The organism is Hwangdonia seohaensis (genome assembly GCF_031932625.1).
Classification (GTDB): domain Bacteria; phylum Bacteroidota; class Bacteroidia; order Flavobacteriales; family Flavobacteriaceae; genus Hwangdonia; species Hwangdonia seohaensis.
This window is the reverse complement of sequence record NZ_JAVSCK010000001.1, coordinates 920001-941213: the sequence shown is the minus strand read 5'-3', so window position 1 is coordinate 941213 and position 21213 is coordinate 920001. Positions and strand designations below refer to the sequence as shown.

The following is a 21213-nucleotide window of genomic DNA, read 5'->3' as shown; positions in this document are numbered from 1 at the left end:
TTTATAAACAAAAAAAGACTATCTAACAGATAGCCTTTTTGCGTGGTATATTTTTTAAATGGTCTAAAACTTATAATTAAGTCCGAACACCCAATACGATTGTAGTTTGTTATCGGTATCTTTTAACTGTGCATTTGTACTTCCTGGTTGACTTTGTTGGTAGTTAAACGCTTCTTGTTTGTTTTGTCTTAAACCCAAATCAAAACCAACACCAATCATTTTCCATAAGGTATATCCAAAAGAGTTGGTCCAGGTCCAGTTCGATAGATCTCCAGATTTATAACTTTGGAACATCGATAAATTGGTTTTGAAACTTACAGCATCAATTTGTCGCGTATAATCAACAAGGATTTTAGCACCCATAGACGACTCAAAATCTATAACCGAATTGCTGCTAAACACAAAGTTGTAGTTTAATGGATGCACAACAACCACTAAATCTTTAGCTGGTGTCCAAGTGGCACCAACACCCAAATCCAAAAATCCGGGATCGTTAAAATTGCTTAAAATGGTTGTTCTGTATTCGGCTAAACCGGAAATCGCGAATTTTTCGCTTAGTTTGTGCCCGTATAACGAGTTGATATTAAAAACATCGGTAGCTTCCCTAAATTTATCGCTATCCGTTGGGTCGTCTTTGTCATCCAATTTTACCCAAGATAAGTTTACGTTTGCCGCATTTCTCCAAAAGAATTTATCCTGATTTAAGTTTGCAAAAGCATTAACCGTAAAGCCAATGTTTCCGGAATTATTATTGGGTGTGCCTTGAGCGTACCAGTTTTTAAAACTGGAAATGCTTCCGCCAATGGTACCAAAAGCCCCTTTTTTCCAACCGGGCAGTGCATCAATTTGCCCTTGAATGGCATTAACGCGCCCTTGAATGGCTGCAATAGAATCTTTTTTTTCCTTTTGAGTTGCTTTTAACTCCTCTAAAGTTTGAGCGTTTATAGAAATTATTCCTATAAGAAAAGTAAAAAATAATAGCGTTTTTTTCATTTTAATTGTGGTTAAATTATATGTTGTTACATGTTTAGACACCAACTTATTAGTTTAAGTCACAACAAAAGTAAATCTTATTTTTTTTTGAATAAAGGCACCGAAGAACAGGCTTCGCCATACATAATAGATTTAGCCACTGGTTTTAGTTTAGTTGCCAACATAATATACGCGTTTTGCGGCACTGGTTTTTTAGAGCAGCCTTTAATAATAATAGGTTTGTCTGCGTATTCCGAAACATCGAGTGATTTAAGAACATCTTGATAGATGGAAGTTTCTAAATTCTCAAGATTACCGATAATGGTTTTTTTAGCAAAAGGCTCTAAATGAACACTTAAAAGCATAAACGCCCAAGCCGGAACAATGGCATCGGTACTGCAGGTTAGTGCTACATAACTGCCTTGATATTGCGACCAATCGTGTTCTGAGGCTTTTTGCCTAAAATCTTTTTCGCGCAAAACGAAACCTTCAAACAGCCAATCTTTGATATCAAAAAGCACACGTTTGCCATCGGGATAATAATCCTCAAGGTTAACGGTTATTAACTTACTATTCGCTACGCGATTTATAATTTCGTCTTTCAAAAAAGTAGGCGTTAAATTGTTTAATGCTAAACTGAAAACTGAGACTGAGACTGCAACCTAAATTACAGCATGCCCAATTCCAACTTCGCTTCCTCGCTCATTAAATCTTGGGTCCATGGCGGATCGAAAGTGATTTCAACCTCGGCAGATTTTACCTCATCCAACGATTTTACTTTTTCCTCAACCTCCAAAGGCAAGGTTTCTGCAACAGGGCAGTTTGGCGTGGTTAATGTCATTAAAATTTTAACGTCGTAATCTTCGTTTACAAATACATCGTAAATTAATCCAAGTTCGTAAATATCAACAGGGATTTCTGGGTCGTAAATCGTTTTTATAACATTTACTATTTTTTCACCTAAGGCATTCGTGTCTATTGTTGTATCGCTCATAATAACTACTTTTTTTTTGTCATTCCCACGAAGGTGGGAATCTTATTTAAGTGGATTCCCGATGTCTCGGGAATGACAGTTTATTTGAAACCAAAAGTTTTTAACTTTTGGAGTGTTTCTTTAATTTAACTGGGTTTGATATGCGATGGCATACATTTTAAGTTGTTTTACCATACTTACCAAACCATTGGCGCGTGTAGGCGACAAGTGTTCTTTTAATCCAATTTTATCGATAAAATCCGTATCGGCATCAATAATATCTTTTGGGTGTTGATTTGAAAATACGCGAATTAAAATAGCAATAATTCCTTTTGTAATAATGGCATCGCTATCGGCGGTAAATTCAATTTTATCGTCGTTCATTTCGGCATGCACCCAAACTTTACTTTGGCATCCTTTAATGATGTTGCTTTCGGTTTTATATTGCTCATCAATTAAAGGTAAATCTTTGCCCAAATCAATCATATATTGGTAACGCTCTTCCCAATCTTCAAACATTGAGAACTCGTCTATTATTTCGTTTTGAATGTCTTCAATACTCATAGATTCAATTTTATACAAAAATACAATAAGAAATGTTGCTATTCAATTTTTTTGGTAATAGATAGCATTTCTTTAACAAGTGCAGTGATTTGTTTTGGCGGGTTACCGTGATCGAAAGATTGCGACTCGTAAACTTTACCGTTGTATGTGATTTTTAAATTCGCTATGGCGGCACCATCAAAAAAGCGATCTTCGGAAGGCGCTTTTAAATTCGGAATATTTTTAACATCAACGGTTTTAAGAGTTTTCATTAATTGGTTCCAATCTGTTTCGCTACACGTTTTTATGTCTGGTTTTTCACCGTACTTATTTACTGTTGAAACTTTCTTTTTATTTATTACAATACATTTGTAAGCACCCCTAGTTTGCGTGGTATATTCCAAAGTAATGGCATCTTGATTTATTTTTGATTGTGTGCAACTATTATCTACAAACACTAAAGAAAGTATTAAAAACAGATGTTTCATTTTTATTGATTTTAAACTATATAAGAATACAAAAAAGACGCCAAAATTGGCGTCTTTTTAACTTTTATTAATAAATACAATTTAGCTGCCTATCATTGAGGATCTTGCGCCGCCCGGTGCAAAAATAGCTCTCATTCTGTTACGTTGGCCATCTGTAAACATATACATGCAAGAATCGTAAGTATAGTCCATATAATTCATTGTCATGTCGGCAGATTTACAATGTGTGGTTGGAAACGTAGGACACCCCCCATTGGATCTATCAGATTTAGGTGTGTCAGCAACAAAATCATCTCGATTACATCTACCATCACCCCAAATATGGCGCAGGTTAAAGTAGTGCCCAACTTCATGCGTTGCGGTTCTACCCAAGCCGTATGCACCACTTGTGTTTCCAAAATAGTTGCCACCTAACACGACACCATCTGTTGATGAATTGCCACCCGGAAATTGCGCATACCCTAAAATGCCACCTCCTATTTCACACACCCAAATATTTAAATGTGTTTCTGGTGTAATTGGCGGATAAGCACTTTTTATAGCATCATTTGTTCCCCAAGAAGACCTTGAATCGTTATGTCTAAATGTCCCTGCCAACGAAAAACTAAAACCTGCATCTGTAGCATCATTGGCAAATGTAGTTCCCGATGGAAGTAAGTTGGTATTAATATCTCTAAAATCAGCATTTAAAGTAGCCATTTGAGAATTAATTTGAGAAGTAGAAATACTGTTTGCATCGGGATATACGATGTGTATATAAACCGGGATATTAATAATACCTAAATTGTCCTGGATTGGTAATACGTCAACATCCGTATCTCCAGAACCTCCTCCAGAGCCACCGCCCCCTTTAGGTGGTTTTCCTTTTCCGGCGAGAAATTTTCGGGTATGATACTCAACATCATACATTTTTTTCTCTAAACCTGGGTTTTGGTTTAATTGGCGATTTAAATTTTCCATTGCGTAACAAAACTTGGAATTGCCCTTTCCTTTGTTTTCCTTTGAAGCTAAATCGTCATTCGAATCTGTGTAGACATAAAAATCACTCATGTCGATGTTTTGTTCTTCAACGATAGCTTCTTTAGAATCGTCGCTACAAGCTGCAAATAAAAAGGCTACAGCGGCCATGCTTAAAAATACTTTTTTCATTTTTAAAAATTATTTGAATTAGTCGTTGCACAATGTATAATTTTTTTGTGTAAAAATTAACAATTCAATAAATTAATCGTTAATTATTAGACAAAATACATTGCGCTGTTAATTATTTAACAATAGGAAATTTTAAAAAATGAAATATGTAGATATATAAAAGTGTACCCTATGAAAGCATCATTTTAGCCTTTTTCACCCCTTCAACCAACGCATCAATTTCTGCTTTTGTGTTGTAAAACGCAAAGGAAGCGCGAACGGTTCCCGGGATTTTATAAAAATCCATAATGGGCTGCGCACAATGGTGGCCCGTACGAACGGCAATGCCCAATTTATCTAAAATGGTACCCACATCGTAGGGATGAATGCCCTTTAAATTAAACGAAACAACCGATGTTTTGTTTTTTGCGGTGCCGTAGATTTTTAAACCTTCTATCTCCAGAAGTTTTTCTGTGGCATAATCCAACAGCTCGTGTTCGTAGTTTTCAATGACATCAAAACCAATTTGGTTCATATAATCGATGGCTGCCCCAAAAGCTATACCTCCACAAATGTTTGGTGTGCCGGCTTCGAATTTATGTGGTAAGTCGGCATAAGTGGTTTTTTCGAACGTAACTTCGGCTATCATTTCGCCACCACCTTGATAGGGCGGTAATTTGTTTAACCAATCTTCTTTTCCGTAAAGCATCCCAACGCCCGTTGGCCCACACATTTTGTGTGCCGAAGCAACATAAAAATCGACATCCAATTTTTGAACGTCTGGCTTTACATGCGGACAAGCCTGTGCGCCATCAATTAAAACGGCGGCGCCAACGCTGTGTGCTTTTTCAATGATATACGCGATGGGGTTTATAGTCCCCAAGGCATTTGAGATATGATTTACAAAAACAAGTTTTGTGTTTTTTGAAAGTAATTTATCGTATTGTGCCATTTCCAATTCGCCGGCATCATTCATGGGAATCACCTTTAAAATGGCACCCGTGCGCTCGCAAAGCATTTGCCAAGGCACAATATTACTATGATGCTCTAAAGCTGAAACAATAACCTCATCGCCTTTTTTTAATAGTGACGAAAAGCCGTTTGCGACTAAATTTATCCCATCGGTTGTGCCTGATGTTAAAATGATTTCGTGCGTGTATTTGGCATTAAAATGCGCTTGTATTTTTAAGCGCGCTTGCTCGTATAAATCGGTAGCTTCTTGACTTAAGGTATGCACGCCGCGATGAATGTTGGCGTTGTATTTTGAGTAATATTCTACAATAACATCAATAACCTGTTGTGGGGTTTGCGAGGTTGCTGCATTATCGAAATACACTAAGGGTTTTCCGTTTACTTGTCTGTTAAGTATGGGAAAGTCTTGTCTTATGTCGTTTACCTTGAACATTGCTGATGGTTTAGCCCCGATAGAAACGGCATCCTTTTTTGAGGCACGAAAAAAAGATACAGTGGATAGCGGGAAATAGCTTCAAAAAAAATTGTTTAAATATCATAAGATTCCCTCCTTCGAGGGAATGACAAAGTTGTTACAAATCGAACCCAATATTTACGCCTAATTTATTGGCGATTATTTTGGTGATGCGCTGTTTTATCTCTGGAATTTTAACCGAGCTTAACACGTTGTTGCTAAAGGCGTACATTAAAAGGGCTTTGGCCTCTTTTTCTGGAATACCGCGCGAACGCATGTAAAACATAGCGCTTTCGTCGAGTTGCCCTATGGTACAACCGTGCGAGCATTTTACATCGTCGGCAAAAATTTCGAGTTGCGGTTTGGTGTTTATGCTGGCTTTGTCGCTTACCAAAATGTTGTTATTGGCTTGAAAGGCATTGGTTTTTTGCGCTTCTTTTTCAACAATTATTTTTCCGTTAAATACACCGGTTGAATTTTCGGCAAAAATACCTTTGTAATCTTGATGGCTCTCGCAATTTGGCTCGATGTGGTGCACCAAAGTGTTGTGATCGACATGTTGTTTGTTGCCAATAATGGTAACCCCTTTTAAGATGGAATTGATGCGCTCGCCTTCTTGATAAAAATTAAGGTTGTTGCGCGTTAATTTACCGCCAAAGGCAAAGGTGTGCACCGATGCGACACTTTCGCGCTTTTGCTTAATAAAGGTATTATCTATTAAGGATGCGTTGGCGTTGTCGTTTTGTATTTTGTAATAATCTACAATGGCGCGTTTATTGGCAAAAATTTCGGTAACGCTATTGGTGAGCACCGCGTTATCGGTTAAACTTTGGTGGCGCTCTATAATTTGCACATGCGAATTCTCGTCGACCACTACCAAGTTACGTGGTTGCAACATGGTTGCCGACTCGTTTCCGGTAGATAAATGTATAATTTGAATAGGCTTTTCAACCAACTTATTTTTTGGAATATGAATGTATGCCCCTTCTTGGGAAAACGCCGTGTTTAGTGATGTTAAGCTGTCTTTTTCGGCAGCTTTGTTGAAATAATTTTCAATCACCAATCGGTATTTTGGTTTTGATAAAGCTGATGACATTAAGCACACATCGATACCATCGTGCGTGGTTTGCGATAAATGTGATGAATATTTACCATCGATAAACACTATTTTATAGCTGTCTATATTATGGATGAAATATTTTTTAATATCGTTATAATCTATAGTGCTTTCTTGTTTTGGGAAAACACTGTAGTCTTCTTTAAGCAGCTTGTTTAACGAGGTGTATTTCCAAGCTTCTTCCTTTTTAGTGGGAAACCCTTTTGCTTCAAATATTTTAATAGCATCGTTTCTAACATTGTGCACATAGGTGTCAACATCAGCTTGGTCTTCAAATACGATGAAGGATGATACTAATTTTTCTTTTAAATCCATATTGATAAGTATTCAGTTTGCAGTCTTCAGTTTGCAGTTAAAAAGACTGCTTACTGTGGACTGTGGACTAGTTACTGTTATGCGTTCGCTTTTTCTTTAATCCAATCGTAACCTTTTTCTTCTAGCTCGTGTGCCAATTCTTTTGTTCCGGATTTTACAATGCGGCCTTCGTGAATAACGTGTACAAAATCGGGTACGATATAATCCAATAAACGTTGGTAGTGCGTAATAACGATTACGGCGTTGTCTTTACTTTTAAACTTATTTACACCGTTGGCAACAATGCGCAAAGCGTCAATATCCAAACCAGAATCGGTTTCGTCAAGAATGGCTAATTTTGGTTCGAGCATGGCCATTTGAAAAATTTCGTTTCGTTTTTTTTCACCACCGGAAAACCCTTCGTTTAACGAGCGCGATAAAAATTTTCTGTCTATTTCCAACAAATCGGCTTTTTCACGGATTAGTTTTAGCATGTCCTTTGCCGGCATATCTTCCAAACCTTTTGCTTTTCGGGTTTCGTTAATAGCGGTTTTAATAAAGTTTGTTACCGAAACCCCTGGGATTTCCACCGGATATTGAAACGACAGAAAAATGCCTTTGTGTGCACGTTCTTCGGCCGAAAGCTCGTTGATGTTTTCATTTTGTAAAATGATTTCCCCTTGGTCCATTTCATACTCTTCCTTTCCGGCAATAACCGATGCCAATGTACTTTTCCCAGAACCGTTTGGTCCCATAATAGCGTGTACTTCTCCTGGTTTTACCTCAAGGTTTACACCTCTTAAAATGGCCTTGTCTTCAACACTTGCGTGTAAATTCTTTATCTTTAACATAATTACTCTTTTCCTAGTTTTACTAAATTATCGTTATCGTTTTTTGAAGCTGTAACGCTTAATATTTCTTTTATTTCTACGCGGTTGTCCCAACCTTCTTCACCTTCTGGTTTTTGGGTTATTTTTCCGCGAATCTCAACTTGTACAAAATCGGTTGGTTCTTTTTTAAATGCTTTTGCTTTATTGTTTAATTCTTCAACCTTATCGTTAAGAATTACACCGTAAATTTGGGCATGCGTTTGTAAAACAGCAGCATCGGCATAATACACAAACTCACCTTTTAAAAGGGTTAACCCATCGCTTTGTTTTGCTGTCCTTTCTTCACTATCCAAACTGATGGTTTCTTCGGATTTCTGAGATTCGGCATCTTTTTTACAGCTAATAAATACTGTTAGAACTAATGCGATAAAAAATACTCTTTTCATTTATTTAAAATTTTTGGTTGGATTACTGAGATTCCTGCCTTACTGAAACAAGTTCAGCACAGGTCGCAGAAATAACAAAAGATTACCCAACACTTCCTTCTAAACTTATTTCCAATAGTTTTTGAGCCTCAACGGCAAACTCCATCGGGAGTTTATTCAACACCTCTTTACTAAACCCGTTTACAATTAAAGCAATCGCTTTTTCGGTATCAATACCACGTTGATTACAGTAAAAAATCTGGTCCTCGCCAATTTTACTGGTAGTCGCTTCGTGCTCGATTATTGCGGTTTTGTTTTTCGCTTCAATGTATGGGAAGGTATGTGCACCACATGCGTTGCCCATTAGCAAACTATCACATTGCGAAAAATTACGTGCATTTTCGGCTCTTGAATTTATTTGAACCAACCCACGATAACTGTTTTGTGATTTTCCGGCAGAAATACCTTTTGAAATGATAGTGGATTTTGTGTTTTTACCTAAGTGAATCATTTTCGTTCCCGTATCGGCTTGCTGATAATTGTTTGTTACTGCGATTGAGTAAAACTCACCAACAGAATTATCGCCTTTTAAAATACAGCTCGGATATTTCCAAGTAACGGCAGAACCTGTTTCCACTTGTGTCCACGAGATTTTAGCGTTTTTTTCGCATAAACCACGCTTGGTAACAAAGTTATAAACACCACCTTTTCCTTGGTCGTTTCCAGGATACCAGTTTTGTACGGTTGAATATTTTATTTCGGCATCATCTAAAGCGATCAACTCAACAACGGCGGCGTGCAATTGGTTTTCATCTCTGCTTGGAGCCGTACAGCCTTCTAAATAACTTACGTAGCTACCTTCGTCTGCAATAACAAGTGTACGCTCAAACTGACCAGTTCCCGCTTGATTGATTCTAAAATAGGTTGACAATTCCATGGGGCAACGCACCCCTTTTGGAATGTAACAGAAAGAACCATCGCTAAATACAGCCGAATTTAAGGCGGCATAAAAGTTGTCTTTTTGTGGTACAACGGTACCTAAATATTTTTTCACAAGCTCTGGGTGCTCTTTAATAGCTTCAGAAATACTCATAAAAATAATACCTTTCTCACCCAATGTTTTCTTGAATGTGGTGGCCACCGAAACGGAATCAATAACTACATCCATGGCTACGCCAGCAAGTTTTTTTTGCTCGTCTAAAGAAATTCCCAGTTTTTCAAAAGTTGCCAATAATTCGGGGTCAACCTCATCAATACTATCGTATTTAGGTTTGGTATTTGGTGCCGAATAATACGAAATGCCTTGAAAATCCGGCTTTTCGTAATTTACATTGGCCCAGTCCGGCTCTACCATTTCTTTCCAAACTTTAAAGGATTCCAATCTCCAATCGGTCATCCATTGCGGTTCTTCTTTCTTTTTGGAAATAGCGCGAACCACATCTTCATTCAATCCGTTAGGGAATGTATCCGATTCTATATCGGTATAAAAACCGTATTCGTATTCTTTGGTTTTTAGCTCTTCGCGTAAATCGTCTTCAGTATACTTGTTCATATTCCGAGTTTAAAATTTAAAATTCAAAGTTAGGCTAATTTGCTTTGTACTTGCTTCCCTTTAAATCACTTTTCTTAAGATAGTTCATAAACCCTCCAATCATTTTTCCTAGAATAATCGTTTGATCATAAAGTTTATTAAACTCATCTTTATTAATATAATTTCTATCTAAAACCCTGTATAATTGAGATCTTGTCTCACCACAGGAGGCTTTTGATATAGATAAAAATTGAATAAATTCTTTATTTCCATTTCTTTCAAATCCTTCAGCAATATTATCCATTACAGATCCTGAAGAACCATCTATTTGACTATACAATTTATAATCTTTTCTTAATTCTGTACTGTTTGCAATTTTGTTGATGTCTTTGCAAAGTATTCTAGCTAGTTTCCAAATATCTAAATCTTCAAATTGTTTTACAGTTGCCATAACCTTGAATTCAGAATTTTAAATTTTGAATTTTTACAAGGAAAAGCTCTCCCCACAACCGCATGTACGGTTTGCGTTAGGGTTATTAAAAACGAAACCTGTTCCGTTTAATCCGCCTGAATATTCCAGTGTCGTCCCAATGAGGTATAAAAAGCTTTTTTTGTCAATGATGATTTTTACGCCATTGTCCTCAAAAACCTTATCGTCGTCTTGTTGTTCTTTGTCAAATTTTAAATCGTAAGACAATCCAGAACAACCACCACTTTTTACGCCCACACGAACATAGTCGGTCGCAGCATTATAGCCATCATCTGCCATAAGCTCCACCACTTTTTTCTTAGCTGTTTCAGATACTTTTATCATATTCTTGTTTATTAGATTTAGTGTCGCCTTAACCGTGTTTTATTAAGACAGTTTCTAAATAGAGTGCAAATATACAATATAAGTCATGGATTACCATACAACCTAACATTATATTAGCATATAGTTTTATAGGAATTTTTTATTGGTTTAGGAAGTCTGGATTACTTATAAATTCATCATCTGAAAGGGATAGTAAAAAGGCTTTTAAATCGGCTTTATCTTGAGCTGATAATTGCACGCCGCCTTGGGCGACTTTCTTCATTAAGGGATCGATGGTTGACGAGTTTTGCAAGCCTTCGCTGTAATGGTTTATCACTTCGTCCAGTGTGGCAAAACGGCCATCGTGCATGTAAGGTGCGGTAAAAGCAAGGTTGCGTAATGATGGCGATTTGAATTTACCGTTGTCTGCCGGATCGCCGGTTACCGCGCCCAAACCCAAATCGGTAAACGTGGCATCCAAACCGTTGTTATGAAATATATTATCGGTCCAAAGCGGGTTTTTATCGCTGCCGTGGCAATGAAAGCAATCGCCTTTGGTTTCGTCCATAAATACATTAAACCCGTTGAGTTCTTCGGGCGTTAAAGTAGCTTCGCCCAAAAGGTACTTATCGAATTTTGAATTGGATGAAATTAAAGTGCGCTCAAATTGTGCAATGGCTTTTGTAACCACAGTTGAATCGATTTTTGAGGTGCCAAAAGCCTGTTGAAATAAATTGGGATATTCTGGATGTTGCTGAAGCTCGGTTTCCAATTGTGTCCACGAACTTTTCATTTCAATGGGGTCTGAAACGGGTACAAAAGCTTGATGTTCCAAACTGAATGAACTGCCGTCCCAAAAGAATTTTTCATCGTAGTTCCAAGCGAGATTGAATAGCGGCATCGAGTTTCTGTTCCCACGAATACCGTCAATGCCATCGCTAAATCTATCAGCATCGGAAAAAGCATTCCCCGGTGCATGGCAATCGGCACAAGCTTGGGTGTTATCTCCCGATAAAATAGGATCGAAAAACAGCTTTTTACCTAAAGCTACACCTTCAACGGTTTGCGGATTATCAACTGGGATTACGGGGTTTAGGATGTTGTCTTCAAATAATTGGGGAATTTGTAACGGACTCGGTGTTGCCACGTAAGTTTCCACACTTTCATTTGAACACGACCAGCCCATGAAAATGAAAATACAACTCATATGTGTTATCCATTTTTTCAATATATTATGGTGTAAAAGATTTTAAACCAAATACATGTTGCCCGTTTTCATACATCATAACTTGGGCATTAAAATTAGGCATCAACATATTGTTCAATACATTCAAATCCCAAGTATTTGGGTTTTTAAACCATTCGGCAATATTCATTTCAATATTAAAAGTGGCATGGTTTGTAATGGTAACCGCGCCCAAATCAACCTCGAAAAAAGTATCTTGAAATTCTTGTGGTGTTTTAGAATTATGAACAGCTCTAATGGCATGATAAGCGTAACCTGTTTCGGTTGCTGTGTTATCGATAAACTTGCCTTCTAATTGCATAAAATGATAACCGCCACCAAGCATTGAAGGGACATTCCATGAGGCCGAATTCAAGTCTGGGTAATTCCCGTTGTAATTAGCGTCGTTATCAAATCCGAAGGTAAAATATACATGACTATAGTTCCCTGAAGGAATTGTTGCCGTTGGTGTAAACGACAGATTCGTGCCATTGGTAACATCCACTAAATTATAACCATCTAATAGGGTTTTTTCGCCGTTTGATTTTTGAAAAGTGATTTTTGAAATTATATACCGGAGCTTTGTAATACTTAATTGCTCGCCGTTGGCATTGGTATATTGAATGCTGTTGAAATTTGCATTTGAAACTGAAGTGCCATCCCAATTGTGGGTAAAATTGAAGGTTATATTTACTTGAGTTGCGGTGTCATCATTATCCTCACTACACGATGTGATGAGTAAACAAGTAAATAATATGGGAATTATGGTTTTCATTTCTTTCTTTTTTTCAGATCTACAGGGTTTTTAAAACCTTGCAGGTCTCTGTAATGGTGTTATTTTATTTTGAAAATCAACACATCGGTAAACCCTTTATTTTCTGGAATGTCAACATCCGCACTATTGGTTTCGCCAACCACAATTATAGATTTATCGTTTAACTCCACAGCGTCGTAAGCAAAATCTATGGCGCTGCCGCCAATGGTTTTTTGCCATTGTAAATTGGCATTTGCATCTATCTTTAACAACCAAGCATCGTTTTGTCCGTTATTCGTTGTCACATCACCATCGCTGCTTCTTGAGCTCCCGGAAATCAAATAGCCATTGTCTTGGGTTTTTGTGACCGATCGCGCCACATCAAAACTGCTGCCTCCAAAAGTTTGCTCCCATATGATATCGCCCAATGGCGACATTTTAACCACCCACAAATCGGCTGCTCCGTTGTTTTGAGAAACGTTTTGATCGTTACTTCTAGTATCTCCAACAACAATAAAATTACCGTCGTTTGTGCTTGTAATGCCTCTAGCTTCATCGATTTCTGAACCTCCAAATGATTTTTCCCAAATTAAGGTTCCCGTTTCAGAGATTTTAATCACCCAAAAATCATAAGAGCCTTTATTATTTGAAATATCGACATCGTTACTATCTGTAGAACCCACCAAAATATAACCGTTATCGCTGGTTTGAATGACATCGTAAGGTGTATCGGTAAACGACCCGCCGTAAAATCTGCTCCATTGTTTGTCGCCAATGGCGTTAAGTTTTATGGCCCAATAATCGCCGCCGGCATGTTTAGTTGCCAACGCTTTACTGTTTCCTAAACCGCCGGAAGCCGTAACATCCAAAACACCTGTTATAAGATAGCCATTGTCGTTTGTTTCAATAATGGAAATGCCATCATCTGCTCCAGAAAACCCATACGATTTTTGCCAAGAAACAACTCCTGAAGCATCGAGTTTTACAATCCAAAAATCACTAGCGCCAGCGTTTGCGGTAACATCGCCATCGTTACTTTGGCTAAATCCGATAATAGCGAATCCGCCATCTGTGGTTTGTACCATATCGGCACCTCTGTCGTCGTCAATTCCGCCGTAGGTTTTTTGCCATTGCAGGTTGTTGGCGGCGTCAAATTTAAGCAGCCAATAATCGAACAAACCGTTTTGTTTATTGGTTACATCGCCGTCGTCACTTTGTGTATAACCAAAAACGGCATACCCATTGTCTTGGGTTTTAACGACTGTTTTGGCGCTTTCATTTTTAGAACCCCCAAAGGATTTTACAAATTCTATTTCGGGTTGAAAAGGAGGGGTTCCTTTTGCATCATCTTCATTTTTAGAACAATTTCCAAAGAAGAAAATAAGCATATAAAGACATAATATTTTAAAATATTTTTTCAGCATAAAACTGGATTATGTGCCGCTTTTTCTAACAATAAACAATCCGCCTTCAATATCGCTAATTACAATATTTCCGCTTTCAAAATACGGATATACATTCCAAACGCCGTTAAAATTGGCACTATCGCTTGACGGATGGGTATCGAAAAAACCCACTTCGGTCATAGCGTTAGATGAGGCTGCTATGTTGGTAATATCCAATACCCGTAATCCGGCTCTGTAATTTGCCAAATAATAGGTATTTCCTTTTACATAGCCGTTATGGTCTATGGCAAGCGTTGGCCCAAAATAAGTAGATGATAATATGGGATTGTCTAAATCGCTAAAATCGAAAACCAGTGTTTTGGTATTGTTACCAAAAAACTGTTCGTCGAGTTCATCACCTAAAATAAAATGCTGTTGATTTTCGGTAAACCAGCCTTGGTGCGTATAACCCGGATTTGAGTAAGTTACATTTGAAATAAATTGTGGGTTTGCTTTATCTGAAACATCAATAATTACCACCTTATTCGTACCCGAAGAACTGCCGTTGCTGCCTATATAAATTTGTTTGCCAGTGTAATCGGTATCGGGACCATTATAGGTTATAACTTGCGCGTCGTGCGAGTATCCATCGGCAGCATAACCACCGGCGCCTACAGGGTTTTTAGGATTAGTTATATCAATAAAATTTGGCCCGCCACTAAAGGTATTGCACCCAACCAAATAAGCAAAACCTTCTTCTTCGTTAATTACAATGTTATGGCAACTATTTACGCCCGTGTAAACCGCATCGGCAGAAAAGGTTTCTGGCGGATTAGCAACATTTCGCAAACGCGTTAAGTCGAATACTTGCATGCCATGGGGACCAACATTATCGGCAACTATAAAGGCGTGATCATTGTAAACCTTTACATCGCGCCAAGAACTGTTTACGGTTTCAGTTGGTATATTGCCCAAATAAATAGGGTTTGTTGGTTCGGTAATATCAATAAAGGCAACGTTGGTATTGGTTGCCACTAAAACATACTCATTACCGGTAGTTGGGTCTGTCCAACCCCAGGAATCATTTCCGGAAACGGCGCCAAAAGTAGCTATGGGTACATGTGCCATTAAATCGTAATCGTTACAAGGATAAATACCGGCAAAGCCATTTTCGCAAATCGCCATGGGAACGTTAGAATCATCAAAATCGCTATCGCACAAATTACCTATACCATCACCATCGGCATCTGCTTGATCTGGATTTGCAATAGATGGGCAGTTGTCTACACTTTCTTCAATGCCATCATTATCCGTGTCAATAAAAACCGTTGTAAGTTCTACGGTTTCGTTCTCGCAAGAATAGGTTAGTGATAATAAAATACATCCTAAAATTATGTTTTTTAGGATATTTGTACTTTTTAGGGACATACTCATATTTGCAATTTTTTAATTATTCTTTTTCAGTCTTTTCAGGCTGTTTTAATATCATAGCATTGTATTAAAACGAATTAGTGAGTCACATATTTTAATCTTAAGAAACTAATAAATAATGATTTATAAATATTAAGATTAGAAACAAAATTAGTTTAATATTAATTAAAAAGACGGCAACTCAACGATTTTAATGTTAAAATTGAATGATTGTTATTTGAAGAAACCAACATCTTTTTAATGTTATAATACAAAAAGCATGTTGGTTAATAAGAATAGCTTCTTATTTTTGCAACATGATAGAAGATAAAAATCAACAGAGCACGCCGTTAAGCGATTTAGGTGAATTTGGTCTTATTGACCATTTAACCAAGAATTTTAAAATTAAACACACATCCACAATTAGGGGTATTGGTGACGATGCCGCGGTTTTAGAATTTAAAAATAAAAAAATCGTTGTTACTAACGATTTACTAGTTGAAGGTGTGCATTTCGATTTAAGCTATATGCCCCTTAAACATTTGGGCTACAAGGCTGTAATTGTTAATTTATCCGATGTGTATGCCATGAATGCCAGCGCTACGCAAATTACGGTTTCCATTGCGGTGTCTAACAGGTTTCCGCTTGAAGCACTCGAAGATTTATATGCCGGAATTGAAACTGCTGCCAACATTTATAACATTGACGTTGTGGGCGGAGACACCACATCGTCTACAACAGGCTTACTGATTTCGGTTACTGCTATTGGCGAGGTTGAAACTGGCGCAGAAGTTTACAGATCTGGCGCAAAACCAAATGATTTGTTGGTGGTTTCGGGCGATTTGGGCGGCGCATATATGGGATTGCAGGTGCTTGAACGCGAAAAAGAAGTGTATAAAGTAAACCCAAATAGCCAACCCGATTTAGAACCTTATTCCTATATTATTGAGCGTCAATTAAAACCCGAAGCTCGTAAAGATGTTGTTAAACTATTAAGCGATTTAAAGCTGAAACCAACCTCGATGATTGATATTAGCGATGGATTGTCTTCTGAAATTATTCATATATGCAAACAAAGCAAAGTGGGTTGCGATTTGTATGAAGAGAAAATTCCGTTGGATCCACAGGTGATTTCAACTTGTGAAGAATTTAATATTGATAGCACTACCGTGGCTTTAAATGGCGGCGAAGATTACGAACTGTTGTTTACGATTTCTCAAGATGACTATCCAAAAATTAAAGCAAACCCCAATTTTTCAATAATCGGACATATAAAAGAGGAAAGCGAAGGCATGCATTTAGTAACCCGAGCAGAAACAAGAATACCAATTAAGGCACAAGGCTGGAAAAACTTTAATGCTTAAAAACCAATAAATTAGGATTGAGGTTTTTGCAAGTGGTTTTAGAAATACGCTTGTTATGGATGTATTCTAAAACGCTGTTAATCTCTTTATACTTTGAGGTAAGCTCGGTTAAATTCCCTGAGCTGCTGGTTGTAAATTCTTTTCTGCAATACTTACAGGCGTATTCTTTAACATGATAGGTTACATTTCGTGATACTTCCAAATCATGTCCAAACACCTTGCAATGAATGTTTTTCATTTAACTTTAACTATTAATTAATACTATTTTAAGGGAGAGGTTTAAATATATTAAAAAGCCGTTAAAGTTACATTCAAGTGATTAATAAATCGACGAAACGGCTGGTTTCTTCTTTAAACGTTGCATTCTTGAAGCATGTATGCGACTCAGTATCGCGTTTATCTCTCTAAATTTGGGAGTAAGCTCTATTAAATTACCGTTGCTGTTTGTGGTTAATTCCTTTTTGCAGTGTCTGCACGTGTACTCTTTTACGTGGTAAGTTACTTTTTTACTTACTTGATAATCATGCCCAAAAAGATTGCAGTACATTTTTGGGATAAAAGTAGGTTTGTTGGTAGTTTTTTCCATGGGTTAAAGATTTAGGGTCAATAAACATAGTAAAAAAAAACAATAAAACGATAAAGTGCTATTAATTTTCGATGAAATACAATATATTGCGTAAGAAATCCTCTTTATTTTCAATATGAGACATATGTCCATCAGGAAACTCAACCACTTTTATATTCGCTTTTTTTGCTTGTAATATTAGTGCGTTATAATCTAAAACAGGGTCTTTTTTGCTAATTATCATCATTACTTTATAGCTTTTGGATTTTAAAACAGCTTCTCTGTTTGGTCGAATTTTCATGCCTTCCAACGCCGCAATAATACCTTGTAAAGGTGTTTGCAAAGCTTCAATGATTATTTGTTTTATGGTTTCAGAAAAAATGGTTCTGTTTTTTGGTCTGAATAAATTATTAATCGCAATCCTAATAAAAACTTTATGGTTTTTTTTAACGGCAATTACGGCTCTATCCCTATTTTCTTTTTTTTCTGTTGAATCCGCTTCGGCCGTAGAATTCATTAAACACAAGCCCGTTAACGCATCTGGGTTTCTTTCCGCGAAAGCGAGCGCCACATAACCGCCCATGGAATGCCCGATGAAGGTGGATTGATTGATTTTTAAATGATTTAAAACCGCCGAAACAGCATCGGCCATAAGTTCCATGGAATGGATGTACCCTATGCAACCCGTTTGCCCATGACCCAACAAATCTATACAAATAACCCTATTGTTTTTGGTCAATTGTGGCAGAAACACATCCCACATGTTCGAGTTTTCCAAAAACCCGTGCAGCAGCACTAGGGCTTGCCCTTTACCTTTATCGGTATAAAAAATATGAATCCCTTTGTATTCTAAAATCATTTTTAAACTATATTAGACAAAGATAAACCAACCAATGAATAAAACGAAACAGACCTTTGTATTTGGCTTTGCCTTATTTGCTGGTTTTTTTGGCGCCGGAAATTTAATTTTACCTCCATTATTGGGATACAATGCAGGCACAGATTGGTGGATGGTTACCTTGGGTTTTGTAACATCGGCAACCGTAATTCCGTTACTGGCCATTTTCGCACATGCCAGATTACAAGGTACCATGTTCGATTTTGGCAAAAAAGTATCACCGCTTTTTAGTCTTGCTTTTTGTTTTTGCATGTATGCCATTACCATTGCACTGCCCTGTCCCAGAACGGCGGCCGTAGCCCACGAAATGGCCATAGCGCCTTTTTTTGATACAAGCGCGTTACTTACCAGTATTGTTTATTTTGTGTTGGCATTTATTTTTGTAATGAATCGGAATAAAGCACTAAGCATACTTGGTACATACTTAACGCCGATAATTGTTTTAATCGTATTATCGATTATTGTTATTGGTGTTTTTTCTGCTGAAACAACAATAAATCCTTCAAATTTTGAACTTCCAATAATAAGCGGTTTGTTAGAAGGCTACCAAACCTACGACGCTATGGCAGGAATGGTTATGGGTGGTGTTGTGCTGGTTTCAATAAACAGCTCTAAAAATAATTTATCCTTTTTAGAAAAAAGAAAAATGGTTGCTAAATCAGGTTTGATTGCCATGACCGGCTTGTTTACTATTTACGCAGGTTTAATTGCCATTGGCGCATTTTACAATGGGCAATTTGATGCTGATATTTCTAGAACGGATTTACTTTCTGGTTTAGCCACCAAAACCTTAGGAAACATTGGGTCTACTTTTTTAAGTGTATTGGTAGCTTTAGCTTGCTTTACCACAGCCGTAGCCATAATTGTAAGCATTGCCGATTTTTTTAAAGCCTATTTTAAAGCCTCTAAAAACGCCTATTTAATTACAAGTATTATATGTTGTTTAGTGGGCATATTGGTTGGGCAAATGGAAGTTAAGTATATTATAGATGTGGCACTTCCTGCCTTAATGTTTATTTATCCGTTGTGTATCGTACTTATTTTGTTGAATGTAATTCCAGAAAAAATGGCAACAACACAAGTTTTTAGAGGCGTTGTTCTCATCACTTTTGTTTTTAGCATACCGGACTTTTTAGGATTTATTATTGATCCCATTTATCTTGAAGGTATTAAAAGCAGCCTGCCGTTAGCCAATCAAAATTTGGCTTGGGTGCTACCCGCATTAATTACATTTTTAGTGTTAAATATTAAAATTTTTACGACTAAAGGCCCAACTAATTAATTTGATAAATGGCTGTTCAAGAAATTTCAACCTATTCATATAAAGACATTTTTTCTTTAAGCATCATCCAATTTGAAGAGGCTTGTGTATTTAATAAGCCCGAACAAATAAACGCTTACAATATCTATTGGATTAAGGAAGGTAAGGGCGTTTATAATATCGATTTTGAAAGCTATGCCTTTAACGATAATGTATTGTTTTTTTTATCGCCGGGGCAGGTGTTTTCGGTTGAATCGGAAGAAATAAAAGAAGCTTACAAACTAACTTTTGTTCGCGATTTTTACTGCATTCAAACGCACGACCAAGAAGTGGCGTGCAACGGAATACTCTTTAACAATGTATACGAAACCCCTTTTGTAAGCCCTTGCGAAAGCGACACAAATAAGCTCAATTTTATTTTAGAAAGTTTGATAGATGAGTTTAAACGCGATGACGTTGCAGCGCAATACGATATGCTTCAGTCTTATTTAAAACAGTTTATCATTCATTCTGTTCGCATAAAAAAAGAAAACCATATTATAAAAGATGATGCCGAAACAAAACTCTTTAAAGATTTTAGTGTTTTGGTTGAGCAGAATTACAAAACCCTACATACGGTAACCGATTATGCCAATCGTTTGGGGCTTTCTCCAAAATCGTTAGCCAAACATTTTCAAAAAACAGGAAATCAAACACCAAGCGATTTTATAAAACAACGAATCATTCTTGAAGCTAAGCGTAAATTAATTTACAGCACGTTTTCTGTAAAACAAATCGCTTATACATTGGGTTTTAACGATCCTGCATATTTTACACGTTTCTTCAAAAAAGCGACTACAAAATCGCCTCTTCAATTTAAAAAAGACTATTAATTTTATTTGGACGTGCCCTTGCAGGTTAGCTGTAAGTTTATCTTGAGCGTAGCCGAAAGGTCGCATCTCATTCTCGTGCCTCAAAAAAAGGACGTCACTTCCATCCTTTTCGTAAAAAACCAGTGCTAAAGCGCAACAGTCCAAGCATAAGGAACCTTTGTCCATTTTTTCAGCCTACTATCGGTTGCATCTTTGCATTGTAATCAAAACAACGCATTATGAAACCAATACAAAACGAACAATGTCCAAATTGTTGGGGCTATCAAGAGTATGATGAAAACCATCCAGAGCGCCAATTGTGCGAATGCAAAAACATGAATAAATAAATTTAATAATAATTAATATATAGAAATTATGAAAACAAGAATTGAAACATTAAACCCAGAAACCACAACAGGTAAATCGAAAGAATTATTTAACGCCGTTCAAGACAAATTAGGCTTTATTCCAAATTTGGTTAAAGTATTTGGCAACTCACCGGCAACCCTTCAATCTTATTTAAGTTTAGGCGAGTTAACCGCAAGCGGGAACTTTAGCAACAAATTCAGAGAGCAATTGGCACTGGCCATTGCCGAAGAAAACGCTTGTAACTACTGTTTATCTGCGCACACTGCCATTGGTAAAATGAATGGTTTAACCATTGAGGAAACCGAACAAAACAGACAAGGTAACGCTGCCGATACTAAAACCCAAGCAGGCTTGCAATTTGCACAAGCGGTTACAAAAAACAGAGGACAAGTATCTACCGAAGCTATCCAAGCTGTTAAAGAAGCAGGTTACAACGATGGTGACATTTTAGAAATCATATTAAACGTGGTGTCTAATACCCTAACAAATTATGTTAACCATATTGCGGAAACCGAAGTGGATTTCCCAAGTGTTGAAGCTGGAAAATTTACAGTTACAACAAGCTAATATTCCAATAAAACAATAATTAAAATTGAATTAAAAATGAAGAC

The 21213-nt window shown here is 37.1% G+C and carries 24 protein-coding genes; 4 read left to right on the top strand and 20 right to left on the bottom strand.

Annotated features, from left to right (window positions below; all coding sequences use genetic code 11):
- Positions 1-63: 63 nt before the first annotated feature.
- The 17 genes from RNZ47_RS04095 to RNZ47_RS04015 form a co-directional block, all read right to left on the bottom strand.
- On the bottom strand, positions 64-993 hold the full coding sequence (locus RNZ47_RS04095) for a DUF3078 domain-containing protein (protein WP_311936794.1): 930 nt from the start codon (positions 991-993) through the stop codon (positions 64-66).
- Between the two features lie 77 nt (positions 994-1070).
- Positions 1071-1577, bottom strand: a complete 507-nt coding sequence (locus RNZ47_RS04090; protein ID WP_311936791.1) for a DUF2480 family protein — start codon at positions 1575-1577, stop codon at positions 1071-1073.
- Positions 1578-1639: 62 nt separating this feature from the next.
- Entirely contained in the window at positions 1640-1966 is a 327-nt protein-coding gene (locus RNZ47_RS04085; RefSeq protein ID WP_311936788.1) for a DUF59 domain-containing protein, read from the bottom strand.
- A gap of 120 nt (positions 1967-2086) precedes the next feature.
- On the bottom strand, positions 2087-2509 hold the full coding sequence (locus RNZ47_RS04080; RefSeq protein ID WP_311936785.1) for a SufE family protein: 423 nt from the start codon (positions 2507-2509) through the stop codon (positions 2087-2089).
- Between the two features lie 38 nt (positions 2510-2547).
- A complete protein-coding gene (locus RNZ47_RS04075; protein WP_311936782.1) occupies positions 2548-2976 on the bottom strand; it encodes a hypothetical protein in 429 nt (142 codons plus the stop codon).
- Positions 2977-3057: 81 nt separating this feature from the next.
- Positions 3058-4125 carry a zinc metalloprotease gene (locus tag RNZ47_RS04070; protein ID WP_311936779.1) on the bottom strand — a complete coding sequence of 356 codons (1068 nt, stop codon included), beginning with the start codon at positions 4123-4125 and terminating at the stop codon, positions 3058-3060.
- A gap of 169 nt (positions 4126-4294) precedes the next feature.
- On the bottom strand, positions 4295-5509 hold the full coding sequence (locus tag RNZ47_RS04065; protein WP_311936776.1) for an aminotransferase class V-fold PLP-dependent enzyme: 1215 nt from the start codon (positions 5507-5509) through the stop codon (positions 4295-4297).
- Between the two features lie 139 nt (positions 5510-5648).
- Positions 5649-6962: a Fe-S cluster assembly protein SufD gene (gene sufD / locus RNZ47_RS04060; RefSeq protein WP_311936773.1), complete on the bottom strand. Its 1314-nt coding sequence runs from the start codon at positions 6960-6962 to the stop codon at positions 5649-5651.
- A gap of 77 nt (positions 6963-7039) precedes the next feature.
- Entirely contained in the window at positions 7040-7792 is a 753-nt protein-coding gene (sufC, locus tag RNZ47_RS04055) for a Fe-S cluster assembly ATPase SufC (protein ID WP_311936771.1), read from the bottom strand.
- A gap of 2 nt (positions 7793-7794) precedes the next feature.
- Positions 7795-8217 (bottom strand): hypothetical protein, encoded by a 423-nt coding sequence (locus RNZ47_RS04050; protein ID WP_311936768.1) that lies wholly within the window; start codon positions 8215-8217, stop codon positions 7795-7797.
- Positions 8218-8299: 82 nt separating this feature from the next.
- Positions 8300-9748 carry a Fe-S cluster assembly protein SufB gene (gene sufB / locus RNZ47_RS04045; protein WP_311936765.1) on the bottom strand — a complete coding sequence of 483 codons (1449 nt, stop codon included), beginning with the start codon at positions 9746-9748 and terminating at the stop codon, positions 8300-8302.
- Positions 9749-9782: 34 nt separating this feature from the next.
- The gene (locus RNZ47_RS04040) at positions 9783-10178 is read right to left on the bottom strand and encodes a four helix bundle protein (protein ID WP_311936762.1); all 396 of its coding nucleotides are present in this window, start codon (positions 10176-10178) and stop codon (positions 9783-9785) included.
- A 33-nt stretch (positions 10179-10211) separates the two neighbouring features.
- Positions 10212-10541 carry a HesB/IscA family protein gene (locus RNZ47_RS04035; protein WP_311936759.1) on the bottom strand — a complete coding sequence of 110 codons (330 nt, stop codon included), beginning with the start codon at positions 10539-10541 and terminating at the stop codon, positions 10212-10214.
- Between the two features lie 139 nt (positions 10542-10680).
- On the bottom strand, positions 10681-11727 hold the full coding sequence (locus tag RNZ47_RS04030; protein WP_311936757.1) for a cytochrome-c peroxidase: 1047 nt from the start codon (positions 11725-11727) through the stop codon (positions 10681-10683).
- Between the two features lie 25 nt (positions 11728-11752).
- Positions 11753-12520: an MbnP family protein gene (locus RNZ47_RS04025; RefSeq protein ID WP_311936754.1), complete on the bottom strand. Its 768-nt coding sequence runs from the start codon at positions 12518-12520 to the stop codon at positions 11753-11755.
- 59 nt (positions 12521-12579) lie between these two features.
- Positions 12580-13887: a hypothetical protein gene (locus tag RNZ47_RS04020; protein ID WP_311936751.1), complete on the bottom strand. Its 1308-nt coding sequence runs from the start codon at positions 13885-13887 to the stop codon at positions 12580-12582.
- Between the two features lie 45 nt (positions 13888-13932).
- Entirely contained in the window at positions 13933-15318 is a 1386-nt protein-coding gene (locus RNZ47_RS04015; protein WP_311936747.1) for a choice-of-anchor B family protein, read from the bottom strand.
- A gap of 293 nt (positions 15319-15611) precedes the next feature.
- On the opposite strand from RNZ47_RS04015, the gene thiL reads away from it, so the two are divergent.
- Positions 15612-16658 carry a thiamine-phosphate kinase gene (thiL, locus tag RNZ47_RS04010; RefSeq protein ID WP_311936743.1) on the top strand — a complete coding sequence of 349 codons (1047 nt, stop codon included), beginning with the start codon at positions 15612-15614 and terminating at the stop codon, positions 16656-16658.
- Here the strand turns inward: thiL and RNZ47_RS04005 are convergent.
- From RNZ47_RS04005 to RNZ47_RS03995, 3 genes are all read right to left on the bottom strand, one after another.
- Positions 16648-16896 (bottom strand): DUF1660 family phage protein, encoded by a 249-nt coding sequence (locus RNZ47_RS04005; RefSeq protein WP_311936740.1) that lies wholly within the window; start codon positions 16894-16896, stop codon positions 16648-16650. The genes thiL and RNZ47_RS04005 overlap by 11 nt on opposite strands.
- An 81-nt stretch (positions 16897-16977) precedes the next feature.
- Entirely contained in the window at positions 16978-17244 is a 267-nt protein-coding gene (locus RNZ47_RS04000; protein ID WP_311936737.1) for a DUF1660 family phage protein, read from the bottom strand.
- Positions 17245-17305: 61 nt separating this feature from the next.
- Positions 17306-18082, bottom strand: coding sequence for an alpha/beta fold hydrolase (locus RNZ47_RS03995; protein ID WP_311936734.1), 777 nt, complete (start codon positions 18080-18082; stop codon positions 17306-17308).
- Positions 18083-18116: 34 nt separating this feature from the next.
- On the opposite strand from RNZ47_RS03995, the gene brnQ reads away from it, so the two are divergent.
- The 3 genes from brnQ (at position 18117) to RNZ47_RS03980 (ending at position 21169) form a co-directional block, all read left to right on the top strand.
- Positions 18117-19403 (top strand): branched-chain amino acid transport system II carrier protein, encoded by a 1287-nt coding sequence (gene brnQ / locus RNZ47_RS03990; RefSeq protein WP_311936730.1) that lies wholly within the window; start codon positions 18117-18119, stop codon positions 19401-19403.
- 8 nt (positions 19404-19411) lie between these two features.
- Positions 19412-20254: a helix-turn-helix domain-containing protein gene (locus RNZ47_RS03985; RefSeq protein WP_311936727.1), complete on the top strand. Its 843-nt coding sequence runs from the start codon at positions 19412-19414 to the stop codon at positions 20252-20254.
- 354 nt (positions 20255-20608) lie between these two features.
- Positions 20609-21169, top strand: coding sequence for a carboxymuconolactone decarboxylase family protein (locus tag RNZ47_RS03980; protein WP_311936723.1), 561 nt, complete (start codon positions 20609-20611; stop codon positions 21167-21169).
- The last annotated feature ends 44 nt before the right edge of the window (positions 21170-21213 follow it).